Raw genomic sequence first — 22948 nt, 5'->3', positions numbered from 1 at the left:
CTAGAGTGTATGATTTAGAAATTACTGAAGAGTAAATGTTCTTATTTACGCTTGCAAAGAGAACTATCATCCTAGGATTCTGAACTTGAATCTGGTAAGCCAGGTATTTGCGGCAGATATCTGCGTATAAAGGTATCGATACGCATTCATTCTGGCCAATTGTTGAACCTTGCTTCCGCAAGCCTAGCAATGCATTCGTAAAGAAGCATTCGCTTCCGGGCAGTCCTGACTCTATGATTCGTTTAACAAGAAATCGCCAAGTCGCGACATTGTCTAGTTCCCATGGGCGCGACTGTGGAGGATACTTGTCAACCGTTCCAAAGTCTTGGCCTACAAACATAACCCCATTTTCTGGGAATGGGATAGTCGCAGGGCCTGTGATTCCTGAGGGTGTGGGGTCGCGCCATAATCCATCACCACCAGGGAAAAATCCACGTCCAGTCAAAGGCCATGGGAAGACAGTAAGAGGATCAGGATACTCTTTGCCATCGAACAACCCTGAATGCTCGACTCTCGCAAGTTCTGTTCTTAACAACGAGAGCGGATCAAGCATACTCATTTAGGAGCGACAACAGACTAAATAGATTTTGGCTGAAGAGGGTTTATTGTCCTTAGGTTGAACGAAGTTGATGCGTCTAACGCTCAAGATCAGAAGCGGGCAGGGAATTTGGCATCGACAACGACCTGTGCTCCCGTCTTCTGTATCTTGATGTTAGAAGGTCCACTCATCTGTAGACATCTCTTCTGTGGCCAACCTTCACAACGTCGACAACTCGCGTCTCATCATCGACAGGGAACCTCGAAATATTGCCACTTTTGAGGCAATATTGAGACGCTGCAAGGAAATCCTCTGCACGTGCAGATGCTCCTGACGACTGGCATCAATTACTTTAAGTCGAGTCGTTTATCTCCCTGTCGAATGATCAGGAGGCCGGCGTTGCCTTTGAGTTGCTATGCAGGTATCGAAGAAAGTTGTAAGTCAGATTACGCAGTCCCCACCAAGCTCTCGTTCTGGCCAATCCAATCCGCCTCGTCAGCTTGCCGCGCATCCAAGTTGTGATTGCACCAAAGACGTGCTCAACCCTTGCCCGCACACTAGATCGTGCCTTGTTGCGCTCCTGGGCTTCTTCGCTCAATGGATGGCAGCGTGAGCCCTTTTCATGAATTCTGCTCTCAAAACCAGCCATATCCAGCAGATCCTCATACCGCACGCCGGCGTAGCCAGAATCAGCCCAGACGAAGTCATCCCTGTTCTCAGGGTCTAGCACCTGTGTAAGCATCTGGCTGTCGTGAATGTTGGCTGGGGTAATGGAAAATCTTCGAATGAAGCCGTGAGTGGCATCAATGCATATGCTGTTCTTGTATCCGTAATGGCTGATGCCATTCTTCTTGACCCAGCGGGCGTCAGTGTCCTTTTGGCGCAGTCGGTTTGGCTTGTTCAGCCACTTCTCTGGGATGGCTCCATCCTTAATGGTCTTGTTCTCCTCCCTTGAGTTTCGCTGTTTGGGAACAGGGACCAGTGTCGCATCGATGATCTGCCCTCCACGGGCCTCCAGTCCCTCGGACCGCAGGTGCTCCTCGAACCGGTCAAAGAGCTCATCGATAACGCCCGCCTTGCGGAGACGCTCGCGGAAGAAGGCAATCGTGGTGGCATCAGGAATGGTGTTCATCACTCCCAGTCCGACAAATTCCTCGAATGAGCGTCTGTCATTGACCTGGAATTCCAGCTCTTCATCGCTGAGGTTGAACAGCTGCTGAAGCACCAGCATCTTGAAGAGGATGAGCGGATCAATCCGTTTCCTGCCAGCATTGCTCTTCCGTTCATGGCTGTAACCCTGCTCCAGCAGGGGCCTGAAGGCTTCCCAAGGAATCGTCTCGGATAGGGTCGCTAACGTAGGCTTCTTCTGCTGAAGCCTGTGGATGCGCTTCTCCTCATCCCAGAATCCACGCTGTCCCATTCAGCTGTATTGAACTGAACCAATTCTATTGCTTATTTCAAAGTCTGTCAGGGAGCGACGTAGATTTTTCGAGGTGCCCGACAGAATAAATGACGCGATAGTTCCCTTGGCGAACTCGATAGAGCCTAGGTCTGCCCGCGAGCTTTTCAGCGCCAGGCGGGCGTGGCTGATTGGCTAGTATTCTGATCTTCTCAATCAATCGCTTGAGCGTCGACTTGTCTGATATAGCTTGTAGTTCTTTGGCGGCTGATAGCTTAATCGAGAGACTATAGTCGTCCACTATTCCTCAGGCTTGCGACAAGCTCTTCGAAGCTAGAGCTTGTCTCATCTTGCCTCTGATCGGCATCTCTCAAATCATCAGCATCTTCGGCCAATGTCATTCTCACTGCTTCATTGACCATGTCCGATATCGACCGGCTACATGCAGCAGCTCTTAGGCGAAGTGCACGATGAACTGCTGCGTCAAAGTAGATGGTGGCCCGTTTCGTTTCATCCATGACTCGACACTAGCCCTTTGACGTCAGAACGTCAAGACGTCGAAGGGCCTGGCTTTCCCTTGATCCTTCTAACGCTTGCCATCACCTGGCCGCAAAAAGCCAGAGCGGCCACGAAGGACTAGTTGGCGGCGGCACAGGTGCATGGCAGGGTTAGGCATAATTTGTCAGCTTGTACGCAACCTTCTCGTCTGTCACAGTGATGAACTTTGCCTTGACCATCTGATCAATCACAGCCAGGACGTCTGTATCAACGACTTGCTTGTAGAGGATAGCGTCGATTGATGACTTGAGAGCCGACAACGTCCGTGGACGAGATGACCCAGACTTTAAGCGATCCACCACTAGGGTCATGCGCTCCTTGGGTGTCTTGGCGTTTGATGCACGTATTAAAGGGATCTCGCCAATTGTCTCGCTCCTTACTGAAAATATCTTCCTTTCCCTTAGGTGCTCGATCAGTGGGTCAAACCCTTTGTCCTTAGAAATGATATGAAAAAACGCATTGGGATCGGTCGCGCCAATTCTACCAATGTAAAATGCAATATGAAAGTCTAATGCGTTCGGGCCTGCTCCCGAGATCTTTATATACTTAGCACGCTCACCAAGATCCTGTATTGCCGACACGGTCTCAAAAGAGAGTTTTGTCTGCCCCTTGCCCACAAAGACATAGGCGATAAACCCATCCCTATTGAGCAGTTCAAGCTGATTCGGCTGAACGCTTTCATAGTCAATTAAGACATAATTGATTCTCTTCGTCGTGGATGACATGGATAACTTCAGATTCAAGAACTGTGGAGATGAGTCTAGGTATGGAAGGCTGATACCGCCAAGTCACTGAGCTTGGCACCATCCGCGGCATGTCCAGGCATATCCAGCTCCTACTGAATGCCTAACTTGTTCTTCGACAGTTCTGAGAACCAGCTCAAGGCATCGTCTCACTTCCGCTGAACACGGTAGGCCTTCCTGGAAAAGCCTTGAAAGGTTAACGCTCGCAGCGGATTTGCTGCCTCACCTCAGGCCAGTGCCCAGGTTTGGAGGTCTGCAAACCACTGTTAGAGCGGATACATTCAGTCGGCCGGGCTTCGCACGCCCAGGGGGCCAAGGTTGAGCACATGGGTGTAGATCATCGTGGTGCTCACATCACGGTGTCCCAGCAACTCCTGGATCGTGCGGATGTCCTGTCCCCCCTCCAGCAGGTGGGGGGCAAAGGAGTGGCGGAACGTATGACAACTCGCTGCCTTGCTCACACCCGCTACGGCCATCGCCTGTTTGACAGCCTTTTGGATCACTGAAGGATCCAGGTGATGCCGTCCTTCATGGCCATTGGCAGGATCCCGCCATCGCCGCGCCTGTGGAAACACCCATTGCCAGGCCCATTCCTGATCCGCCCTCGGATACTTTCTGGACAGGGCTCCGGGCAGCATGACCCTTCCCCAGCCCGCCTCCAGATCGCGCTGATGCAGGCGTTTGACTGTCCCAAGCTGTTGCTCCAGTGCGGTGATCAGGCTTTGAGGCAGAAGGGTGACGCGATCCTTGCCGCCCTTGCCGTCCCGGACGAGCAGTTCACGCCGGGTGACGTCCACATCTTTCACCCGCAGCCGCAAGGCCTCCATCAACCGCAATCCACTTCCATAGAGCAACCCCACCACCAGCGACGGTGTTCCATCCAGCTGTTCCCTCACCGCCCTGACTTCCTCGCGGCTCAGCACCACCGGAAGCCGCTGACGGGTGCGAGCCCTCACCACCCCCTCCAGTTCCAGATCCTGCTTCAGGAGCTCGCGATAGAGAAACAAGAGCGCGGCCAGCGCCTGGTTCTGGGTGGAGGCGCTCACCTGCTGCCCCACGGCCAGATCACTCAGAAAGGCGTTCACCTCGGCGCTACCCATCTCCCGTGGATGGCGCAGGCTGTGGAAGCGAAGAAACCGCCTCAACCAGAGCACATAGCTCTTCACCGTGCGACGGGCGTAGTGCCGCACCTGCAGTTCCTCCCCCATGGGCCATGGCAGCCCGCCCGGCCGCTCAAGCTCCAGACTGACCACTCCCGGCCGGCACCTCCACCCCTGAATCAGGAAACCCTGCTGTTTGAGCCCGCCGTGCCGGCGGCCGGTGCCCTGAAGGCGGTGCTGGCCTTTCCGAGCACCTATTCAGTGGGCATCACCAGCCTGGGCTTTCAGGTGGTGTGGGCCAGCCTGGCGGGCCGCAGCGATGTGGATGTGCGGCGGCTGTTCACCGATCAGGGCGATCCGCCCCACCGCAAGCTCGATCTGTTCGGTCTGTCGTTGAGCTGGGAGCTCGATGGCCCCGTATTGCTCGATCTGCTGGAGCCGCTGGGCATCCCGCTCTGGAGCCATGAGCGTGGCGATCACGATCCGATCGTGTTCGGCGGCGGCCCGGTGCTCACCGCCAACCCCGAACCGCTGGCGCCCTTCTTCGATGTGGTGCTGCTGGGCGATGGCGAGCTGCTGCTGCCCGCCTTCATCGACGCCGTCCAGGCCGGTCGCCAGGCGCCAAGAGCCGAGCGGCTGCGGGCGCTGGCGCAGGTGCCGGGAATCTATGTGCCCGCGCTCTATGCCCCCCGCTACGGCGCCGCCGGAGAGCTGCTGGGCGTCGGGCCGATCGAGCCGGGCCTGCCGGCCACCATCGCCAAGCAGACCTGGCGCGGCAACACCCTCAGCCACTCCACCGTGATCACCCCGGAGGCGGCCTGGCCCTCGATCCACATGGTGGAGGTGGTGCGCAGCTGCCCGGAGCTCTGCCGCTTCTGCCTGGCCAGCTACCTCACCCTGCCCTTCCGCACCCCGTCGCTTGACGACGGCCTGATCCCCGCCGTGGAGAAAGGCCTCACCGCCACCCAGCGGCTCGGCCTGCTGGGGGCCTCGGTCACCCAGCATCCGCAGTTCGCCGAGCTGCTCAGCTGGCTCGATCACGACCGCTTCGAGGGCACGCGCCTGAGCGTCAGCTCGGTGCGGGCCGCCACCGTGACCCCCCAGCTCGGCCGGATCCTGGCCAAGCGGGGCAGCAGGTCGCTTACGATCGCGATCGAAAGCGGCAGCGAGCGCCTGCGCCGGGTGGTGAACAAGAAGCTCGCCACCGAAGAGATCTTCGCCGCTGCCCGCTACGCCAAGGAAGGCGGGCTCAGCGGCCTCAAGCTCTACGGCATGGCCGGCCTGCCCAGCGAAGACGACGCCGACATCGAAGCCACCGCTGATCTGCTGCTGGCGATCAAAGCCGCCACGCCAGGCCTGCGGCTCAGCCTGGGGGTGAGCACCTTTGTGCCCAAGGCCCACACCCCCTTCCAGTGGGAAGGAGTGCGGCCGGAAGCGGAGAAGCGGCTCAAGCGGCTGGCCCGCCGTCTGCAGCCCAAGGGGATCGAGCTGCGGCCCGAGAGTTACGGCTGGAGCGTGGTGCAGGCCCTGCTCTCCCGCAGCGACAGGCGCCTCGCCCCGGTGATCGCCGCCGTGCGCGGCCGCCACGGCCAACTGGGCGGCTGGAAGGCCGCCTACCGCGAGGCGCTGGCTGCCCCAGCCGGCGCGCTGCCGCCACCGCCGCCCTGGCAGGAGGTGATCCACGCCAGCTGGAGCCCCGAGCGGGTGCTGCCCTGGGTGCACCTGGAGGGTCCACTGCCGGCCTCCACCCTGGCCAGACACCACGAAGAAGCGCTGAGCACCCATCCGCCCGGTCCGGCCGACCCGCTCACGGCGGTGGCGGGTTGAGCAGGAAGGCCCGGACCCCCGCCAGCAGAATCCAGCCGGCAATGTTGATGCGGCTGTCGTAGAGGGGCATGTCAGTGGCGTGGAGCGCCACCAGCACCAGCACCGAAGCCCACCAGGCGCGATCGAACAGGCGGCCGGCGGCCATCCCCCTGACGGACGCCTGGACCAGCAGAAACAGGATCAGCCCCACCAGCAGCACTGCCGCCGGCAGGCCGTGGCTCACGGCCAGATCAATCGGCAGGTTGTGGGGATGGCCATGCCATTTACCGGTGCGCAGCGGATAGATCACGCTGAAGGCCGCCGCCCCCCAGCCCAGCCAGGGCCGCTCCGCCACCAGGCCGAGGGCCACACCCCACTGGCTCAGCCGGGTGATCGCCAGGGGCCTGCGGCCGGCCTGCTCCAGGTCGCTCAACCGGCCCCAGATCGCCTCCGGGATCAGCTCACGCGCCGGCTGCTGCAGGAAGGGAGCCACCCCCGGCAGGCTGGCCAGGACAACCGGAATCAGCAGCAGCACCAACAACGGCAGCAGCCAGAGCCACGCCCCAGGCCCGGCCACGATCGGCAGGGCCAGCACCAGGGCGCCCCAGGCGTTGCGGGAATCGGTGAGGTAGAGAGCAGCCACCAGGGAAACCGCGATCGCCAGGGCCGGCAGCCGGCCTTTCCAGCCCTGCTGCGGCTGCAGAACGGCCGCCAGGGCCAGGGGCCAGGCCAGGGAGAGCCAGGAGCCGGCGATGTTGGCGTAGTCGAACAGGCCCGAGAGCCGCCCGGTTGGATTGCCCCCCGCGTTGAGATACCAGATGATCGCTCCACCCAGAACCTGGAAGGGCCCGGCCCAGCCCCACCACAGCTGGCCGAAGCCGGTGACGATCACCGGAACCGTGCCGGCCACCAGCCAGAGCGCCACCCGCCGCCGGGCGGCCGGGGTGATCAGATAGGGCTGGAAGCCCCAGAAGGCCCAGAAGAACGGCAGCCAGTTGCCCATCCCCACCCAGGCCAGCCAGCCGCTGGTGGCACGAAAGCAACCCAGCACCATCAGGGCGGCCACCACCACCAGCACCCGATTGGCCGGATCGGCCAGGGGCTGGGGCCGGCCGCGGCTGCCGAGCAGCAGAGCCACCAGCAACAGCACCCCGGCGATCAGGGCGCTGCTGGGCAGGACGAACACCCCGAGCTGGAAACAGCGCCAGCCCAGCGGAGCGGCGTCAACGGGGCGCTCGGCATTGAGCTGAACCAGGGCACGGCTGCTCAGCACGACCAGATCCTCCGCGACAGCACCATGGTCAGGAGAACACCGCGGTGCGGCCCCGATACACCATCACCTGGCGGCGCAGGCACAGCCTCAGGGCCCGGGCCAACGCCAGCCGTTCGGTGTCGCGCCCCTTGCGGATCAGGTCTTCCACCTCATCCCGGTGGCTCACCGGCACGGTGGCCTGCTCAATGATCGGTCCGCCATCGAGGTCTTCAGTCACGTAGTGGGCGGTGGCACCGATCAGTTTGACGCCCCGCTCCCAGGCCCGCTGATAAGGCTGGGCTCCCTGGAAGGCGGGCAGGAAGGAGTGGTGAATGTTGATCACCTGCGCAAACCGGGCCAGGAAGAAGGGGCTGAGCACCTGCATGTACTTGGCCAGCACCACCAGCTCGATGCCGTGCTCCTGGAGCAGTTGCAGCTGGGCCGCCTCGGCCGACTCCCTGGCAGCGGCCGTGACGGGCAGATGCTCGAAGCGGGCACCGAAGTCCTCAACCAGCGTCCGCAGCTCGGCATGGTTCGAGATCACCAGCGGCACCTGCATCGGCAGCTCGCCGGAGCGGGTGCGCCAGAGCAGATCAAGCAGGCAGTGGTCCTGACGGCCCACGAAGATCGCCACCCGGGGGATGTCAGCGGAGAAACGCAGCTGACCCTCGCCACCCAGTCGCTCCACCAGGGCCATCGCCTCCGGCCGCATCGCCTCGCGGGTCAGGCCGAAGCCATCCAGCTCCCACTCGATCCGACTGAGGAACAGACCCGCCCCAGCATCGGTGTGGTGATCGGCGTGACGGATGTTGCCGCCATGGCTCGCCACCCAGCCGGACAGCTCGCTGACCAGGCCAGGGCGATCCGGACAGATCACCTGCAGGATCGCTGTGGGGATGCTCATCGCGCCGCCTTGCACAGCCATTCGGGGCATTGTGGCCGCTGCAGCGCCGGAAGAGCATCAGACCTACAGTTTCGAGCGCCTGTTTCCCACCCCATGGCCGCACAGCTGGTTTCCGCGCTCCGTCCTGCCTTGAAGCGCCTGGCCCTGCTCTGCCTGGCGGCGGTGTTGTCACTCGGCCTCACCGCCTGTGACGGCACGCAGGCCAAACCCCCCACGATCAGCGCAGCCGATCTGGCGACCATTCAGCGACAGGCCGAAGGTTTTCTCGCCGCCAAGGATCGCCTGCCAGAGCTGGCCGAACTGGTGAACGAGCGCAACTGGGTGTTCACCCGCAACCTGATCCACGGCCCGATGCAGGAGGTGGGGAGGCAGATGCTCTACATCAATCAACGGCTGCTGCCCGCCGATCGGGCCGAGGCCAGCAAGCGGGCCAACCAGCTCAAGGCCGCCCTGGCTGAACTGGATGAGGCCGCCAGGCTCCAGGACGGCGAGCGGCTGCGCAAGGCCTACATCAAGGTGGCCAGCGGCTTCGGGAACTACGACGAAGTGCTCCATTCCGACGGGATCGCCTGACGCTGATCACCGCTCGATCCGCTCCGGCCGACCGCCCGGAGCGCAGCTGCGATCCCCAGTCGATCGTGGTGATCGGGGCCGGGATTGTCGGCCTGGCCTGTGCCTGGCTGCTCCAGGGCCGTGGCCATCACGTCACCGTGCTGGATCCCGGAGTGTTCGGTCGCCAGCCGCAGGATGCCGGCAGCGGCGCGGCCCTCGGCGTGCTGATGGGTCAGGTGTTCCACCGAAGCAGCGGCAGGGGCTGGCGGTTGCGTCAACGCTCGCTGCAGCTCTGGCGCCAGTGGCGCCAGCAACTGGCCATGGCCGGCGAACCGATTCCCTTTCGCTCCGGCCTGCTGCTGCTGGCCGCTGACCCTGACGAGCGCCGGCGACTCGAATGGCTGGCCGAGGCCAGGCAGGGTAAGGGCATGGCCATCGAGCTCTGGGATCGCACCGCCCTGCGGCAGCTGCAGCCTGAGCTGCCGGGTGATGCCGAGCTGGGCCTGTTCTCCTCGGAAGACGGCCAACTTGATCCACTGGGGGCCATGGCCGCCCTGCGATCCGATGGCCAGCGGCAAGGGATGCAGCTGCTGGCTGCCCCTGCCATCCGGCTGGAGCGGCGCACAGCAGGCTGGCAGCTTGCACTTGGGGGAGGCTCCCTGCTGAGCAGCGCCTGGGTGGTGGTGGCAGCGGGCCTCTCCAGCGCGGCGCTGCTGGAGACGGCGGGCCACAGGCGGGAGTTGGAGCCGGTGCTGGGCCAGGCCCTGGAGCTGCAACGACCGGCAGGGGCTGAGCTGAACTGGCCGGCAAGCCTGGTCTGGCGAGGCTGGAACCTGGTGCCGCGGCCCGAAGGGCGTCTCTGGCTGGGCGCCACGCTCGAGCCCGGCAGAGTGGCCGATCCAGGCCAGCTTGAATCGCTGCGAGAGCTGGGGGGAGACGCACCGGCCTGGCTCAGGGAGTCGGTGGAGCGCCGCCACTGGCAGGGTCTGCGGGCCCGGCCCGTCGGCCGCCCGGCCCCGCTGCTGGAGCAGCTCGAACCAGGCCTGGTGCTGGCGACCGGGCACTACCGCAACGGTGTCCTGCTGGCACCGGCCAGTGCCGAATGGGTGGCCAGCCAGATTGAGGCAGGGGCCCCCTCCTGACCATGAAAAAAGCCCCCCGGACGGAGGGCCTGCCGATGCAGCAGCCTGGGGGCCAGGCGGAGAAACCGAGCCGCCTACTTGCTTTCGGTGAACTCGGCGTCGATCACATCCTCGGCGCCACCGGCCGTGCCAGCCGACGATCCGTTGGATCCGGCGCCGTTGGCGGCGGGTCCATCCGCACCCGCCGCTCCGGCCTGCTGGTACACGGAGGCACCGGCGGCGTAGAGGGCCTGCTGAAGCTGTTCCAGCACGGTCTTGATCGTCGGGTAGTCCTCCTGGGCGATCGCCTCCTTCAGCTGGGTGGAGAAACCCTCCACCTTGGCCTTGTCCTCGGCGCTCACCTTGCCTTCCAGTTCACCGAGCTGTTTGTCGGCCTGGTACACCAGGGTTTCGGCCTGGTTCTTGAGGTCGATGCGCTCGCGCTTCTCCTTGTCGGCGGTGGCGTTGGACTCGGCATCCTTGACCATCTTCTCCACCTCGTTCTCACTGAGGGTGGAGGCCCCGGTGATCGAGATGCTCTGCTCCTTGCCGCTGCCCTTGTCCTTGGCGGTCACGCTGAGGATGCCGTTGGCGTCGATGTCGAAGGTGACTTCGATCTGGGGCACGCCACGGGGGGACGGCGGAATGCCGTCGAGGCGGAAGGTACCGAGGCTCTTGTTGTCGGAGGCCAGCTCCCGCTCGCCCTGGAGCACGTGGATCTCCACGTTGGTCTGGCCGTCGACGGCGGTGGAGTAGGTCTCCGACTTCTTGGTGGGGATGGTGGTGTTGCGGGTGATCATCTTGGTCATCACGCCGCCCAGGGTTTCCACGCCCAGCGACAGCGGGGTGACGTCGAGCAGAAGGATGTCCTTCACCTCACCGGCCAGCACACCGCCCTGAATGGCGGCACCGACGGCCACCACCTCATCGGGGTTCACCGTCTGGTTGGGGTCCTTGCCGGTGACCCGCTTGACCAGCTCCAGCACGGCGGGGATGCGGGTGGAACCACCCACCATCACCACCTCATCCAGCTCGCTGCTGGCGAGCTTGGCGTCCTTGAGCGCCTGCTCCACCGGCACGCGGCAGCGGTCGATCAGTGTGCTGGCCAACTCCTCGAACTTCGCCCGGGTGAGGGTGAGATCAAGGTGCTTGGGGCCTTCCGGCGTGGCCGTGATGAACGGCAGGTTGATCTCGCTCTGGGTGGCGCTGGAGAGCTCGATCTTGGCCTTCTCGGCCGCTTCGGTGAGGCGCTGCAGAGCCTGCTTGTCCTGGCGCAGGTCGATGCCTTCGTTGGCCTTGAAGGAAGCGGCGAGGTAATCGACGATCACCTTGTCGAAGTCGTCGCCGCCCAGGTGGGTGTCGCCACTGGTGGAGAGCACTTCGAACACGCCATCGCCCACTTCGAGCACGGACACGTCGAAGGTGCCGCCGCCCAGGTCGAACACCAGGATGCGCTCGTTGCTCTTGCGATCAAGGCCATAGGCCAGGGCCGCAGCGGTGGGTTCGTTGATGATCCGCAGCACCTCAAGGCCGGCGATCTTGCCGGCATCCTTGGTGGCCTGGCGCTGGGAGTCGTTGAAGTAGGCGGGCACCGTGATCACCGCCTGGGTGACGGTTTCACCCAGATACTTGCCGGCGTCTTCCGCCAGCTTGCGCAGCACTTCGGCGGACACCTCCTCAGGGGCGAACTGCTTGTTGAGCACCGGGCACTTCACCTTGACGTTGGCGCCGGCCTTCTCGACGCCATAGCTCACTTCCTTGGATTCCTCGTTCACCTCGTCCACACGGCGACCGATGAACCGCTTCACCGAATAGAAGGTGTTCTCGGGGTTCATCACCGCCTGGCGCTTGGCGATCTGCCCCACCAGCTTGTCCTGGTTCTTGGTGTAGGCCACCACCGAGGGGGTGGTTCGGAAACCTTCGGCGTTGGCGATCACCGTGGGCTTGCCCCCCTCCATCACCGCCACGCAACTGTTGGTTGTGCCCAGATCGATGCCGACAACCTTGCCCATGGGTTCTTGCCTCCTGAAACGAATGTGTTCTTCCTGATGCATCCTCATCAGCTGGGGCCTGACCAGGCGAGGGGTGGTTTCCGAACAGCTGCCGTACAGGCCCCCTACGGTGCCGCCGATCGGCAGAGGCACGGTGCCAGGGTCCATGTCCGTTTCGATTTCAGGCCAGACAGCCCTGGTGGGTGTTCTCGGGGATCCGGTGCGCCATTCGCTCTCGCCGGCGATGCACAATGCGGCCCTGCGCGAGCTGGGCCTCGACTGGATTTACCTGGCCCTGCCCGTGGCGGCGGCGGATCTGGCCGTGGCGGTCCGCGGCCTCGAGGCACTCGACTGTCGCGGTCTCAACATCACCCTGCCCCACAAGCAGGCGGTGGCGGCCCTGGCCGCTGAACTCACGCCCCTGGCCCGGCGGCTGGGAGCCGTGAACACCCTGATCCGACGGGAGGCGGGCGGCTGGCTCGGCACCAACACCGATGTGGCTGGCTTTCTGGCCCCGCTGCAGCAGGAGCCGACGGGATCAAGGGCCCTGGTGCTCGGTTGCGGCGGCAGCGCCCGGGCCGTGGTGGCGGGACTGGTGGAACGGGGTCTGGAGCGGATCGAACTGGTCGGCCGCGAACCCCGGCGGCGCGAAGCCTTCGTGGCCGGCTGCCGTCCCTGGGCCCCGCAACTGCGCGGCCTGCCGTGGAACTCCGCCGACCTGCTGGAGGCCCTGGGTCGGGCCGATCTGGTTGTCAACACCACGCCGGTGGGCATGGCCAGCGCGGGCAACCGGTCTGAAGCCTGCCCGCTCGACCCGCAGGAGCTGGAGGCGCTCCAGCCGGGAGCGCTCGTCTACGACCTGATCTACACGCCGCGGCCGACCCGCCTGCTGCAGGAGGCCCGCCGACGGGGCTGCCGTGGCCTCGATGGCCTCGAGATGCTGATCCAGCAAGGAGCGGCGTCCCTGCGGCTCTGGAGCAGCGCCGCCACCGGCGGAGCCGAGATTCCCGTGGCGGCGATGCGGCGGGCGGCACTCGAGCAGCTGGGGCAGGCCCTCTAGCCTTTGGAAACGAAGCCATGACCATGCAGATTCCATTTTGGCAACGGCTGCTGGCCCTGCTCGCCTATCTCCTGCCCTGGAGCGACGGAGTGATGTTCGGGGAGTCGCTGTTCGGGATTTTCCCGGCGCTGCAGTGGCTGGTGCTTCCCGCCTTGCCGCTGCTCACCCTGCAGCGACTGGTGCCGTTCGGCGGCTTCCTGCTGTTCCTCGCCCTGTTCCTGGGGGTGGTGCGGAACCAGAAAGTGCCCTACTTCATCCGCTTCAACGTGCTCCAGGCGATCCTGCTCGACATCGTGCTGATCCTGCTGTCCCTGGCCTTCCGGGTGCTGCTCGCTCCGCTGGGTGCCGGCTTCGCCCTGCGCACCCTCAGCAACACGGTGTTCCTCGGCACGCTGCTGCTGGTGCTGTTCGCCGTGGTGCAGTGCATCCGCGGCAAGGAGGCCGACATCCCGACCGTGTCCGAGGCTGTGCGCATCCAGCTCTACTGAGCCGATCCGCCTGCGCGATAGGGTGTTGAGTCCGTCGCTGGCAGCCCTTGGCAGCCGGCCTCACCTGAGCCCGTCACGGAGTGATCCGCCCGTCATGTCGCAGCAGCCCTACTACGAAACGATGTACATCCTTCGCCCCGACATCGCGGAGGAGGAAGTCGAAGGCCATGTCAACAAGTACCGCGACCTCGTGACCGAGGCCGGCGCTGAGGTGCTCGACACCCAGATGCGGGGCAAGCGGCGCCTGGCTTACCCGATCGCCAAGCATCGCGAAGGCATCTACGTGCAGCTGAACCACAACGGCGATGGCCAGCAGGTGGCGGCCCTGGAGCGGGCCATGCGCCTCAGTGAAGATGTGATCCGCTATCTCACCGTCAAGCAGGACGGCCCCTTGCCAGCGCCCCGCAACGCCGCGGGCTCCGCTGAGGCCGAGCCCGCGCCCAGTGTGGCCAGCGAAGCCTGAGGCGATCACGCCGTCATGGCGTGATTCACAGCCAACTCACAGGCAATTCACAGATGCCAGCCAGGAAGGCCTCCCCTCGCCGATGGTGAGATAGGGGGCTTCAGTGAACACCACTTGAGCAAAGGCGACGCGGCCAGCTCCGATGACAGCCGGCATGCCATGGAGAGTCTCCAGGCGGCCGAAAAAGAGCTGAACGTCACCCGTCAGGAACTGGAGCAGATTCGCAGCCAACTGGCCGATTACGAGGCTCTGCTGGGCGAGCTGCCCGGCATTTTTGAGCGGAAGTATCTGCAGCGTCAACAGCCGTTTGAACTGCAACAGCAGTTACTGGCCAAGGAGAATGAGTCGTTGCGGGAGATCGTGCGAACAGCGCGTCATCGCCCTGCCGCACCGCCGCCTGCCGCCGCCCTGACGCCCGCCGTGCCGGTCCCGGCCTCAGCTCCCATTCCCGCCGAACCCAGCCGTCCGGATCCCGCTCCTTCCAGCCCGGCGCCAGCGAAACAAAACCTTCTTCAGGCCTTTCCAGTGGCCCTGGCCGCCAAGGGGCTGGCGATCCTGCTCGGTTTCATCGCCCTGGGCGCAGCCCTCGGCACGGTGCGTCAGAGCCTGGTGGGCCAGGCCCCGGAACCCAAGCCCGCAGCAATGCCGGCACCAGCAACGCCAGCGCCAGCGGCCAGGCTTCTGCCACCACAGCCACCACAAACGGCGCAGACACCAGCCAAGCCCCAGGCGAGCATCCCGCCGCAGAAGCAGAACACCGCCTCTCTGCCATCCAAAGTCGCTGCCACCAAACCGGCCGTCACCAAAGCGCCTTCCGCCCAACCGGCAGCGAACCTGCTGGTGCTCAACAGCTCAGGACCGAACTGGGTCCAGGTCCGGACCCTGAACCGGCAACCCGTCTATGAAGGCATGCTCAAGGGCCAGAAAACACTGTCGCTCGGCCAGGGGCTCCAGGTGCTGGCCGGCCGCCCCGACCTGCTCACCGTCCGCCAGGGAAGCGCCAGGCCGAAACAACTCGGGCGGATCGATCAGCTGAGCTGGTTCAGCTTCAGGCCGCCAGCCGCCCCTGCGCTTCCCTAGGGCTTGCGGGAGGCGGCCCACAGCCGGGCCGGCAGACCCCAGACATAGATGAATCCTTCGGCGGCGCGGTGATCGAAGCGATCGTCACCGCCGTAGGTGGCCATCGTGGGCACGTAAAGGCTGTCGCTGGAAGCGCGACCGATCACGGTGGCATTGCCCTTGTGCAGGCGGATCCGCACCGTGCCGTTCACCGTGGCCTGGGTGGCCTCGATGAAGCCATCAAGGGCCGACTTGAGCGGCCCGAACCAGAGACCCTGATACACCAGATCCGCCCAGCTGGCCTCGACCTGGCGCTTGTAACGCAGCACATCGGCCGCCAGGGTGAGGCTTTCCAGTTCCTGGTGGGCCCGGATCAGCAGCAGCAGTCCGGGGGTTTCGTAGATCTCCCGCGACTTGATGCCAACCACCCGGTTCTCGATCATGTCGAGCCGACCGAAACCATGGTTGCCCGCCAGGGCATTGGCCTGCCGAATCAGCTCAACCGGATCGAGGCTCACTCCATCGAGACTGACCGGATATCCCTGCTCGAAGCCGATCTCCACCACCTGGGGTTGATCGGGTGCCGCAGCGATCGAACGGGTCATCGCAAACACCTCCTCGGGCGGCTCCACCATCGGATCCTCGAGTGGGCCCGCCTCAACGCTGCGGCCCAGCAGGTTCAGATCGATCGAATAGGGATTGGCCTTGCTCACAGGCGCCGGGATGCCGCAACGTTCCCCATAGGCAATCGTTTCCTCCCGGCTCAGCCCCCACTCCCGCGCCGGGGCGAGCACCTTGAGTTCGGGTGCCAGACAGCCGATCGCCACATCAAAACGCACCTGGTCATTGCCCTTGCCGGTGCAGCCGTGGGCCACGGCGTCGGCCCCCACCCGGCGGGCCACAGCCACCAGCTCCCTGGCGATCAACGGCCGGGCCAGGGCGGTGGAGAGGGGATAGCGACCCTCATAGAGCGCATTGGCCCGGATGGCGGGAAAGGCGAACTCGGTGATGAACGGCTCGATCAGATCCCCCACCAGCGACTGGCTGGCGCCGGCCTCGAGGGCCTTGAGCCGGATCGGCTCGAGCTCATCGCCCTGGCCGAGGTCGGCGGCGAAGGTGATCACCTCCTCCACCCCCCACTCCTGGAGCAGGTAGGGAATGCAGACACTGGTATCCACTCCGCCTGAGTAGGCGAGCACCACCTTTCTGGCGCGAGGGCCCGGCCGGACCAACTGCTGCTCTGCCATGCGCTCAAGCCTGCTCATGAGGTTCTTCCGAGGATTGTCCCTCCTCGTCGTCGCAGCGGCGCCAGCGGGAAGCCAGCCAGGCGCCCAGCAGCCCCGGCGGGCCCAGCAGCAGGCACCAGAGCAGGACGGGACGAATCGGCAGGGGATCGGGCCAGCGTTGCCCCGCCATCACCAGCAGGCTGCTGAGCAGCAGGGCCGCCCCCCAGGCGATCAGCAGCTGAACCGATTTGGAGGAGGTCAAGGGGATGTGCTGGGCGAGCTGGTTTATGGTGATGGATTGGCGTGCTTTGCGCTTCGCTGACTTCGCCCGCCCTGAGGCCGTCCATGAGCACCCTCGACAGCATCAACCCCTCCCTGACCCGCTACCGGCGGGATGAGCCTGCCCCGGTGCTGCCACTGCGCGATGAGCCCGATCTGCTCAGCTGGCTGGAGAGCAGCGGTCGCCTGGTGGCCGACGAGGAAACCGCCGCTCCCGATGTGAGCACCGTGGAGGAGGAGGAGCTCTCAGCGCTGATGGGCGAGAAGGAGGAGTACATCCCCGCCGATGAGCCTTCCGAGGAAAACTGGGAAGACTGAGCCCCTGTGAGCCGATCTCTGCAGGTTCCCGCGTCCCTCTCTCCGGCCGGCCGTTCTCCGGCCTTCTGGCTTGGCCTGCTTGTGCTTGGCGCCTGCCTGCTCAGTGACGGGTTGACGCGGGCGGCTCAACTCACCCCGCCGCTGCTGGTGGCGGCGCTGCTGAGCTGGGCCCTGTGCCGCTGGGGGGTGCCGAAACTGCGGGCCCTGAAACTGGGCCAGGTGATTCGCCAGGAAGGGCCCCAGGCTCACCACAGCAAAGCCGGCACGCCGACCATGGGCGGGCTGCTGGTGGTGCCGGTGGGAGTGATCGTGGGTGGCCTGATCGCCCCCTCCGACCCCCGCCTGCTTGCCGTGGCCGCGATCACCCTGGCCTTCCTGGCCATCGGCGGCTTCGACGACTGGCGCAGCCTCACCCGCCGCACCAACACTGGCCTCAGCCCCAGGGGCAAGCTGCTGCTCCAGGCCCTGGCGGCGGCCCTCTTCCTGGCCTGGGCCGCCTGGAACGACTGGATCGGCGCCACGGTTGCCCTGCCGTTCGGTCTGGCCCTGCCGCTCGGACTGCTGATCCTGCCGCTCGGCTTGTTCGTGTTTCTGGCCGAAAGCAACGCCACCAACCTCACCGATGGGCTCGATGGCCTGGCGGCAGGTTGCGGCGCGGTCGTGTTCTGCGGCCTGGCCCTGCAGCTGATGCTGAGGGGCCACCTCGGTGATCCGGTGCTGGCGGGATTCTCGGCCGCCATGGCCGGCACCTGGCTTGGATTCCTGGCCCATAACCGCCATCCAGCCAGCGTGTTCATGGGCGACACCGGCTCGCTGGCGATGGGAGCAGCCCTGAGTGCGGTCGCCTTGCTCAGCAACAGCCTCTGGCCCCTGTTGCTGATGGGTGGTGTGTTCCTGGCCGAATCCCTCTCGGTGATCCTTCAGGTCTGGGTGTTCAAGGCCACCAAGGGAGCGGATGGCCAGGGTCGCCGCCTGTTCCGAATGGCCCCGCTGCATCACCACTTTGAACTGGCCGGACACCCGGAACAGCAGGTGGTGGTGGGCTTCTGGATGGTCAGCGTGCTGCTGGTGCTGATCGCCCTGGCGCTGCTTCCCTGATTTCAGGGCAAGCTGGAATGTCAGGGCAAGCAGGAGAGATGGCTTACTTCACCTGGCAGGAAAAAGGACTCACGGCCGATTGCGCCAGCCTCGCGGCGATGGCCGCCCGCTTCGAGGAAGCGGCAGCCCTGATGCGGCGCATGGACGGCGAGGGCTTCGTGCTTGAGCGCCACAGCGATGGCCAGCACATCACCCATTCCGACAACAGCGTTTTCGAGTCGTACGGGTTCATCAGCGAGGAACCGCCGGTTCGGCAGCTCGACCTGATCGCGGAGCCGTGAATCCAGCGGTCTCAGGAACGGCGCAGAAAGCCGACACCCCAGACCACCACGAAGGCCAGAGACGAGAGGCCCAGATAGATCAGCACCCCCCGTTGCAGCCCGGCGACGCTCCAGCCGAACGGCAGACCGTTGGCCACATCGCCGGCGGTCGAAAAGGCCAGAACGGCCGTGGTGGTGATCGACACGGGTGGGCGTTGCAGCGGGACGGATCGACCTGCACTTCTAGCAGGGCCCACCAGGCAGCAGGATCAAGGGCTTCGCCGAGCTGCGCGCCATGACCGACGCCCTCTTTCCCCGCACCCTGATGCTGCTGGGCAGCGGCGAGCTGGGCAAGGAACTGGCCATCGCCGCCCAGCGACTGGGCTGCCGGGTGATCGCCGTCGACCGGTATGCCGGCGCCCCCGCCATGCAGGTGGCCGATGCCGCCGAGGTGATCGCCATGACCGATCCGGAAGCCCTCAAGGCCGTGGTGCGTCACCACAGGCCGGATCTGCTCATCCCGGAGATCGAAGCCCTGGCGGTGGAGGCGCTGCTGGAGCTGGAAGCGGAAGGCTTCACCGTGATTCCCACAGCCCGCGCCACGGCGGTGACGATGAACCGCGATCGGATCCGGGATCTGGCCGCCGATGAGCTGGGCCTGCGCACCGCCCGCTTCGCCTACGCCAGCAGCCCCACCGAACTGGCCGAAGCCGCCGCACCGCTCGGCTGGCCGGTGGTGGTGAAGCCGGTGATGAGCTCCTCCGGCAAGGGTCAGAGCATGGTGGAAGGCCCTGAGGAGATCGCCGCCGCCTGGCAGGCAGCCATGGCCGGCGCCCGCGGCGCCGGAGATCGGGTGATCGTGGAAGAGTTCCTGCGGTTCGAGCAGGAGATCACCCTGCTGACCGTGAAGCAGTGGGACGGGCCCACCCTGTTCTGCCCACCGATCGGCCACCTCCAGGAGCGGGGGGATTACCAGTGCAGCTGGCAGCCGGCGGAACTGGGCGCCGCGGCTCTGGCGACGGCCGAAGCGATGGCCCTGGCCGTCACCGACCAGCTCGGTGGAGCCGGTCTGTTCGGTGTGGAGTTTTTTCTCTGCGGGCCACCCGGCCAGGAAGTGGTGGTGTTCTCGGAGCTCTCGCCCCGCCCCCACGACACCGGCCTGGTCACCCTGAGGGGCCAGAACCTCAGCGAGTTCGAGCTGCACCTGCGGGCGGTGCTGGGGTTGCCGATCCCGAGCATCCGCTCAAGCGGCGCCGCCGCCAGCCGGGTGATCCTGGCCCCGGCCGACTGCACCCCAGTTGCCTACTCCGGAGTGGCGGAAGCCCTGGCCGAACCCGACACCCAGCTGCTGCTGTTCGGCAAGCCGGAGGCCCGTCCGCTGCGGCGCATGGGGGTCGTCGTCTCGGGCGGCTGTGATCTGGCCGAGGCCAGGACGCGGGCGGACCGGGCAGCCAGCCGGGTGCAGGTGATGACGAGGGTCTGACCGAGGCTGGCCCCGGCCGGAAATGGGTTTTATGGTGCGCCCAGCAGGATTTTTCATGGCCCAGGCTCAACCCCGTCGTCGCTCCTCTCGCCCCGCCCCCGTTGCCGACCTGAACCGCCGTCGCCGGAGTGCGCCGCCACCACAGGAATCACCCGACGGCGGCAGAAAAGGCCGGCCCCTCTCCAGACGCTCCCTGCTGATTGGCTTCTGCTGTGGCCTGGGACTCGGCTACGGCCTGGCCGGCCCCCTGCCCTCGCTGCTGGCTTCGACCCTGGCTGGCCTGCGTCAGGCCGCTCCAGCCCTCACCTCCCTGGTGGATCCCCTGGGGCTGGAGCAGCGCCGCATTCTGGTGCTGGGCACCGACCAGATCAGCGGCAGCACCGATGTGATGTTCACCGTCCAGGTCAAGGACGGCACCACCCGGATCACCCAGGTTCCGCGGGACACCTTCATCGAATCGGAGGCGTTCGGGGTGGTCAAGGCCAACTCCCTGTATGCGTTGGGAGGGGTGAACGAAGTGAAACAGGAACTCTCCAGCCTGCTCACCGAGCCGCTCGACCGCTACCTGATCATCAACATCGAAGCGGTGCAGAACCTGGCGGAAGCCCTCGGCGGCGTCGAGATCGACGTGCCCAAGAGGATGTACTACGTCGACAGCCGCCAGGATCTCTACATCGACCTGCTGCCGGGCCCCCAGCTGCTCAAGGGCAAAGATCTGGAGGGTTTCCTCCGCTATCGAAACGACGAACTCGGCGACCTGGGTCGGATGGAACGCCAGCAACTGGTGCTGCGGGAAGTGTTCCGCACCCTTGTTCAGCCCGGAACCATCAGCAAGCTGCCTTCGCTGCTGGCGATCGCCGGCAAGGACATCCACACCGACCTCTCTCCGGTCGAACTGGGTTCCCTGCTCACGGCGATGGGGACCACCAAACTCAGCACCAGCCGCCTGGGGGGTCGGCTCTACTGGCATGGCGATCTGAGCTACTGGATGCCCGATCTCAACAGCCACTACGCAGATCGGGAGAGCCCGGAGCCCAGCCTCTGAGCCTGATGTTCACCCCCTGAATCAGGCCGATCAGAGCGATTCAGGGCTTCAGGGCGCTCCCTTCAACCCGCCGCTCACATCGACCAGGGGAACGGTGGCGCTGCCCCAGCCGCCCGCCGGCAGCAGGTCGGGAGCGTTCGGCCCAGGGGCGGCGGCGGCACCGGCTGTGAAGGCGCCATTCACCCAGGCGAGCAGAAGGCCCCGCAGGGCGCCACCTTCCTCGGCGTAGAGGGAGCCAAGGTTGAAGTGATCGCCGCCCTTGGCAAGCACGAGGCGATGACCACCCCCTACAGACCTGGAGTTCAACTGCATCGGCGTGATCGCCTCCGGCCCGGCCGGCACCACCCAGTCACGGCTGCCGCTGACCAGCAGCACCCGGGCGTTCATGGCACGGGCGGCACCGGTGTTGAACAGCAGCGACATCGGCGGACTCACCGCCACCGCCGCCTTGACCCGGGGATCGGCCAGGCCGGCGTTGTCGGCCACGCTGATGAAACTGCACTGCAGCACCCAGCTGAGATTGCGGGACGGATCCTTGATGTCCTGGCAGCGTTCGTTCAGCCGCACCGCACTGGGCTGGGCCCCGGCCAGCTGCAGGGCGGTGGTGGCACCCCAGGACTGACCCAGCACCGCCACGAAGTCGGTGTTCAGACCGGCAGGCAGCCCCAGCTTGCCGGAGGCCGCCCCATCAATCAGGGACGACAGATCCAGGGGCCGCAACTTGAGCTCGGCCGGGTCCGGGGGTGGCACCTTGCCGGAGAGCATGGCCTGCTGCTGGGATTGATCGCTGCCGGGATGGAAGGGCATCAACACCGTGTAGCCGTGGCTGGCCAGGTGTTTCGCCCAGCCTTCGAAACTCAGCGGACTGTCCCAGAGGCCATGGGAGATCAGCACCAGCCGGCCATTGGCCTGGCGGCTCGGGCCGATCACCACCAGCCGCAGCGGCTCGGGGCGATGGCTCACCACAAGGCTCGTCTCGCGGCGCTCCACCGGAAGGGGGCCAGGCTGGCTGAGGGCAGGATCCACCGTTGCCGCCGGGCTGGCGGCGATCAGGCGATCCGCCGGTTGCAGCTGGGTGGCCAGGCGCTGCACGGCGAACAGGGCCACCTCCAGGTCCACCGATGCTGTCTGACCAGGCAGGGCCTGCAGGATGCTGAACATGGTGAGCGGCCCCCTGGCGGCGGCCCGTTCCAGGACGGCAGAGATTTCCTGGCCGTCGAGATTGGCGGGCAGCCCATCGACGCCGCCGATGGCTGACACCACCAGCATCGCCTGGTTGAACAGGGCCGAACCCGCCACCTCGCCCACCACCGCTTTGGTCTGCAGGGGCAGGCGGTAGTTGAGGAATTCCGCGATCTTCCGACCCACCGCCCCATCGGTGGCCCGATCCAGTTCGGCGAGATCACTGTTGCCGCTCAACAAACCGCCGGGTTTCTGGAATTCCGAGAGCTTGATGCTGAAGCTGGTCTCCAGCAGGGGCAGGCGCAGATCAATCCGCTCCAGAGCCGCCGCCGGCTGGGGAAGAAAAGGAAGGCCGATCAGCAGCGCCGCCAGGAGGGCGTGGGGGGGCTGGAAAGGTCGGGATGCGCGCACGACAGGGACTCGGAATGCTTCCATGATCCCCGATGCTGTTCCCCATCCAGCTCTGGCCCGTTCATGGACTGTGAGATGAACGGTTTGCTTCGTTCCATTCACCCATTGCCGCGATCAACCCATGAACCTGTCTGCCCTCCTGCTGCCGGCCACGGCCTCGTTCCTGCTCAGCGGCGGAGCAGCTCTCGCCGCCGAACGCTGCACCTTCCTGCAGCCGATCGGCGGCAACGGAACCACGCCGATCGTCACAAAGCGGGTGCAGCGTCCAAGGGTGTCTCCGCTCGGCATAGCGCTGGGTCAAACCAACTGGAACACCGATTTCAGTGTGGATCAGCCCTACAACCGCTTCAAATTCTTCTTCACCGCCATTTCCTCGGATGCCAGCGCCAAGTATCCCGTGAGCGGCTTCATGAAGTTCAGCGATGGCAGCAATCTGCAGGTGATCAATGAAGTGATGGCTCCCCCGATCGGCACGGGCCGCATGTTCGGACCCTTCCCGGCGGTACCGGGCAAACAGGCCAGTCAGATGAACTTCAAGGTGGGCACCAGCTCGGACCCGGGCGCCACGGGCTTCAGCTACCGCATCTCCGTTCAGGGCTGCCTCTGAAGCCG

The 22948-nt window shown here is 64.9% G+C and carries 24 protein-coding genes; 13 read left to right on the top strand and 11 right to left on the bottom strand.

Annotated elements, in window-relative coordinates:
- Window positions 1-923 precede the first annotated feature (923 nt).
- The 4 genes from ACXMDY_RS12350 to ACXMDY_RS12335 form a co-directional block, all read right to left on the bottom strand.
- Window positions 924-1958, bottom strand: coding sequence for an IS5 family transposase (locus ACXMDY_RS12350; protein ID WP_457767360.1), 1035 nt, complete (start codon window positions 1956-1958; stop codon window positions 924-926).
- 37 nt (window positions 1959-1995) lie between these two features.
- Window positions 1996-2238, bottom strand: a complete 243-nt coding sequence (locus tag ACXMDY_RS12345; protein WP_399244288.1) for a type II toxin-antitoxin system RelE/ParE family toxin — start codon at window positions 2236-2238, stop codon at window positions 1996-1998.
- Window positions 2239-2605: 367 nt separating this feature from the next.
- Window positions 2606-3220 (bottom strand): PIN domain-containing protein, encoded by a 615-nt coding sequence (locus tag ACXMDY_RS12340; RefSeq protein ID WP_259702658.1) that lies wholly within the window; start codon window positions 3218-3220, stop codon window positions 2606-2608.
- 299 nt (window positions 3221-3519) lie between these two features.
- The gene (locus tag ACXMDY_RS12335; RefSeq protein ID WP_259702657.1) at window positions 3520-4446 is read right to left on the bottom strand and encodes an integron integrase; all 927 of its coding nucleotides are present in this window, start codon (window positions 4444-4446) and stop codon (window positions 3520-3522) included.
- A 126-nt stretch (window positions 4447-4572) separates the two neighbouring features.
- Here ACXMDY_RS12335 and ACXMDY_RS12330 point away from each other — a divergent pair, with 126 nt between their 5' ends.
- Window positions 4573-6165, top strand: coding sequence for a B12-binding domain-containing radical SAM protein (locus tag ACXMDY_RS12330; RefSeq protein ID WP_259702677.1), 1593 nt, complete (start codon window positions 4573-4575; stop codon window positions 6163-6165).
- Here ACXMDY_RS12330 and ACXMDY_RS12325 read toward each other — a convergent pair.
- Both ACXMDY_RS12325 and purU read right to left on the bottom strand, forming a co-directional pair.
- Entirely contained in the window at window positions 6146-7414 is a 1269-nt protein-coding gene (locus ACXMDY_RS12325; RefSeq protein WP_259702676.1) for an O-antigen ligase family protein, read from the bottom strand. The genes ACXMDY_RS12330 and ACXMDY_RS12325 overlap by 20 nt on opposite strands.
- A gap of 31 nt (window positions 7415-7445) precedes the next feature.
- Complete coding sequence (gene purU, locus ACXMDY_RS12320; protein WP_259702656.1) at window positions 7446-8300, bottom strand: formyltetrahydrofolate deformylase; 855 nt, start codon at window positions 8298-8300, stop codon at window positions 7446-7448.
- A gap of 93 nt (window positions 8301-8393) precedes the next feature.
- Here purU and psbQ point away from each other — a divergent pair, with 93 nt between their 5' ends.
- On the top strand, window positions 8394-8873 hold the full coding sequence (gene psbQ, locus ACXMDY_RS12315) for a photosystem II protein PsbQ (RefSeq protein ID WP_259702655.1): 480 nt from the start codon (window positions 8394-8396) through the stop codon (window positions 8871-8873).
- Between the two features lie 65 nt (window positions 8874-8938).
- Window positions 8939-9994, top strand: coding sequence for an NAD(P)/FAD-dependent oxidoreductase (locus ACXMDY_RS12310; protein WP_259702654.1), 1056 nt, complete (start codon window positions 8939-8941; stop codon window positions 9992-9994).
- A 74-nt stretch (window positions 9995-10068) separates the two neighbouring features.
- On the opposite strand, the gene dnaK is transcribed toward ACXMDY_RS12310, so the two are convergent.
- On the bottom strand, window positions 10069-11985 hold the full coding sequence (dnaK, locus tag ACXMDY_RS12305; RefSeq protein WP_259702653.1) for a molecular chaperone DnaK: 1917 nt from the start codon (window positions 11983-11985) through the stop codon (window positions 10069-10071).
- Window positions 11986-12130: 145 nt separating this feature from the next.
- Between dnaK and ACXMDY_RS12300 the strand changes: the two genes are divergently transcribed.
- The 4 genes from ACXMDY_RS12300 (at window position 12131) to ACXMDY_RS12285 (ending at window position 15055) form a co-directional block, all read left to right on the top strand.
- On the top strand, window positions 12131-13024 hold the full coding sequence (locus ACXMDY_RS12300; RefSeq protein WP_259702652.1) for a shikimate dehydrogenase: 894 nt from the start codon (window positions 12131-12133) through the stop codon (window positions 13022-13024).
- 23 nt (window positions 13025-13047) lie between these two features.
- Complete coding sequence (locus tag ACXMDY_RS12295; protein WP_259702651.1) at window positions 13048-13512, top strand: Tic20 family protein; 465 nt, start codon at window positions 13048-13050, stop codon at window positions 13510-13512.
- Between the two features lie 94 nt (window positions 13513-13606).
- Window positions 13607-13975 (top strand): 30S ribosomal protein S6, encoded by a 369-nt coding sequence (gene rpsF, locus ACXMDY_RS12290; RefSeq protein WP_259702650.1) that lies wholly within the window; start codon window positions 13607-13609, stop codon window positions 13973-13975.
- A 114-nt stretch (window positions 13976-14089) separates the two neighbouring features.
- Window positions 14090-15055, top strand: coding sequence for a RodZ family helix-turn-helix domain-containing protein (locus tag ACXMDY_RS12285; RefSeq protein WP_259728361.1), 966 nt, complete (start codon window positions 14090-14092; stop codon window positions 15053-15055).
- Here the strand turns inward: ACXMDY_RS12285 and ACXMDY_RS12280 are convergent.
- Window positions 15052-16281: an argininosuccinate synthase gene (locus tag ACXMDY_RS12280; RefSeq protein WP_259702675.1), complete on the bottom strand. Its 1230-nt coding sequence runs from the start codon at window positions 16279-16281 to the stop codon at window positions 15052-15054. The two genes, ACXMDY_RS12285 and ACXMDY_RS12280, sit on opposite strands and share 4 nt — an antisense overlap.
- 4 nt (window positions 16282-16285) lie before the next feature.
- A complete protein-coding gene (locus ACXMDY_RS12275; RefSeq protein WP_259702648.1) occupies window positions 16286-16522 on the bottom strand; it encodes a hypothetical protein in 237 nt (78 codons plus the stop codon).
- A gap of 83 nt (window positions 16523-16605) precedes the next feature.
- On the opposite strand from ACXMDY_RS12275, the gene ACXMDY_RS12270 reads away from it, so the two are divergent.
- The 3 genes from ACXMDY_RS12270 to ACXMDY_RS12260 are packed head-to-tail and all read left to right on the top strand — an operon-like array spanning window position 16606 to window position 18236.
- Window positions 16606-16857 (top strand): DUF3134 domain-containing protein, encoded by a 252-nt coding sequence (locus ACXMDY_RS12270; RefSeq protein WP_259702647.1) that lies wholly within the window; start codon window positions 16606-16608, stop codon window positions 16855-16857.
- A 6-nt stretch (window positions 16858-16863) separates the two neighbouring features.
- Window positions 16864-17955: a phospho-N-acetylmuramoyl-pentapeptide-transferase gene (gene mraY / locus ACXMDY_RS12265; protein ID WP_399242211.1), complete on the top strand. Its 1092-nt coding sequence runs from the start codon at window positions 16864-16866 to the stop codon at window positions 17953-17955.
- A gap of 38 nt (window positions 17956-17993) precedes the next feature.
- Window positions 17994-18236: a hypothetical protein gene (locus tag ACXMDY_RS12260; RefSeq protein WP_259702646.1), complete on the top strand. Its 243-nt coding sequence runs from the start codon at window positions 17994-17996 to the stop codon at window positions 18234-18236.
- Between the two features lie 11 nt (window positions 18237-18247).
- On the opposite strand, the gene ACXMDY_RS12255 is transcribed toward ACXMDY_RS12260, so the two are convergent.
- Window positions 18248-18421: a cytochrome B6 gene (locus ACXMDY_RS12255; RefSeq protein WP_259702645.1), complete on the bottom strand. Its 174-nt coding sequence runs from the start codon at window positions 18419-18421 to the stop codon at window positions 18248-18250.
- An 89-nt stretch (window positions 18422-18510) separates the two neighbouring features.
- On the opposite strand from ACXMDY_RS12255, the gene purT reads away from it, so the two are divergent.
- Together purT and ACXMDY_RS12245 are read left to right on the top strand one after the other, a co-directional pair.
- Window positions 18511-19698 carry a formate-dependent phosphoribosylglycinamide formyltransferase gene (purT, locus tag ACXMDY_RS12250; RefSeq protein ID WP_259702644.1) on the top strand — a complete coding sequence of 396 codons (1188 nt, stop codon included), beginning with the start codon at window positions 18511-18513 and terminating at the stop codon, window positions 19696-19698.
- 55 nt (window positions 19699-19753) lie between these two features.
- A complete protein-coding gene (locus ACXMDY_RS12245) occupies window positions 19754-20743 on the top strand; it encodes an LCP family protein (protein WP_259702643.1) in 990 nt (329 codons plus the stop codon).
- A gap of 48 nt (window positions 20744-20791) precedes the next feature.
- Here the strand turns inward: ACXMDY_RS12245 and ACXMDY_RS12240 are convergent, their stop codons facing one another.
- On the bottom strand, window positions 20792-22336 hold the full coding sequence (locus ACXMDY_RS12240) for an alpha/beta hydrolase family protein (protein WP_259702642.1): 1545 nt from the start codon (window positions 22334-22336) through the stop codon (window positions 20792-20794).
- Window positions 22337-22457: 121 nt separating this feature from the next.
- Here ACXMDY_RS12240 and ACXMDY_RS12235 point away from each other — a divergent pair, with 121 nt between their 5' ends.
- Window positions 22458-22943: a hypothetical protein gene (locus tag ACXMDY_RS12235; protein WP_259702641.1), complete on the top strand. Its 486-nt coding sequence runs from the start codon at window positions 22458-22460 to the stop codon at window positions 22941-22943.
- The last annotated feature ends 5 nt before the right edge of the window (window positions 22944-22948 follow it).

The sequence above is a fragment of the Cyanobium sp. ULC082 genome (assembly GCF_977927535.1).
Note: the sequence above shows the minus strand (reverse complement) of the source record. Positions and strands in the feature narration are given on the sequence as shown.

Coding starts and splice junctions, on each gene's coding strand:
- ACXMDY_RS12335 (WP_259702657.1), bottom strand. CDS start 4,446: ATGGGGGAGGAACTGCAGGTGCGGCACTACGCCCGTCGCACGGTGAAG.
- ACXMDY_RS12350 (WP_457767360.1), bottom strand. CDS start 1,958: ATGGGACAGCGTGGATTCTGGGATGAGGAGAAGCGCATCCACAGGCTT.
- ACXMDY_RS12245 (WP_259702643.1), top strand. CDS start 19,754: ATGGCCCAGGCTCAACCCCGTCGTCGCTCCTCTCGCCCCGCCCCCGTT.
- ACXMDY_RS12280 (WP_259702675.1), bottom strand. CDS start 16,281: ATGGCAGAGCAGCAGTTGGTCCGGCCGGGCCCTCGCGCCAGAAAGGTG.
- ACXMDY_RS12270 (WP_259702647.1), top strand. CDS start 16,606: ATGAGCACCCTCGACAGCATCAACCCCTCCCTGACCCGCTACCGGCGG.
- purU (WP_259702656.1), bottom strand. CDS start 8,300: ATGAGCATCCCCACAGCGATCCTGCAGGTGATCTGTCCGGATCGCCCT.
- ACXMDY_RS12295 (WP_259702651.1), top strand. CDS start 13,048: ATGCAGATTCCATTTTGGCAACGGCTGCTGGCCCTGCTCGCCTATCTC.
- psbQ (WP_259702655.1), top strand. CDS start 8,394: ATGGCCGCACAGCTGGTTTCCGCGCTCCGTCCTGCCTTGAAGCGCCTG.
- rpsF (WP_259702650.1), top strand. CDS start 13,607: ATGTCGCAGCAGCCCTACTACGAAACGATGTACATCCTTCGCCCCGAC.
- ACXMDY_RS12300 (WP_259702652.1), top strand. CDS start 12,131: ATGTCCGTTTCGATTTCAGGCCAGACAGCCCTGGTGGGTGTTCTCGGG.
- purT (WP_259702644.1), top strand. CDS start 18,511: ATGACCGACGCCCTCTTTCCCCGCACCCTGATGCTGCTGGGCAGCGGC.
- ACXMDY_RS12235 (WP_259702641.1), top strand. CDS start 22,458: ATGAACCTGTCTGCCCTCCTGCTGCCGGCCACGGCCTCGTTCCTGCTC.
- ACXMDY_RS12260 (WP_259702646.1), top strand. CDS start 17,994: ATGGCTTACTTCACCTGGCAGGAAAAAGGACTCACGGCCGATTGCGCC.
- dnaK (WP_259702653.1), bottom strand. CDS start 11,985: ATGGGCAAGGTTGTCGGCATCGATCTGGGCACAACCAACAGTTGCGTG.
- ACXMDY_RS12340 (WP_259702658.1), bottom strand. CDS start 3,220: ATGTCATCCACGACGAAGAGAATCAATTATGTCTTAATTGACTATGAA.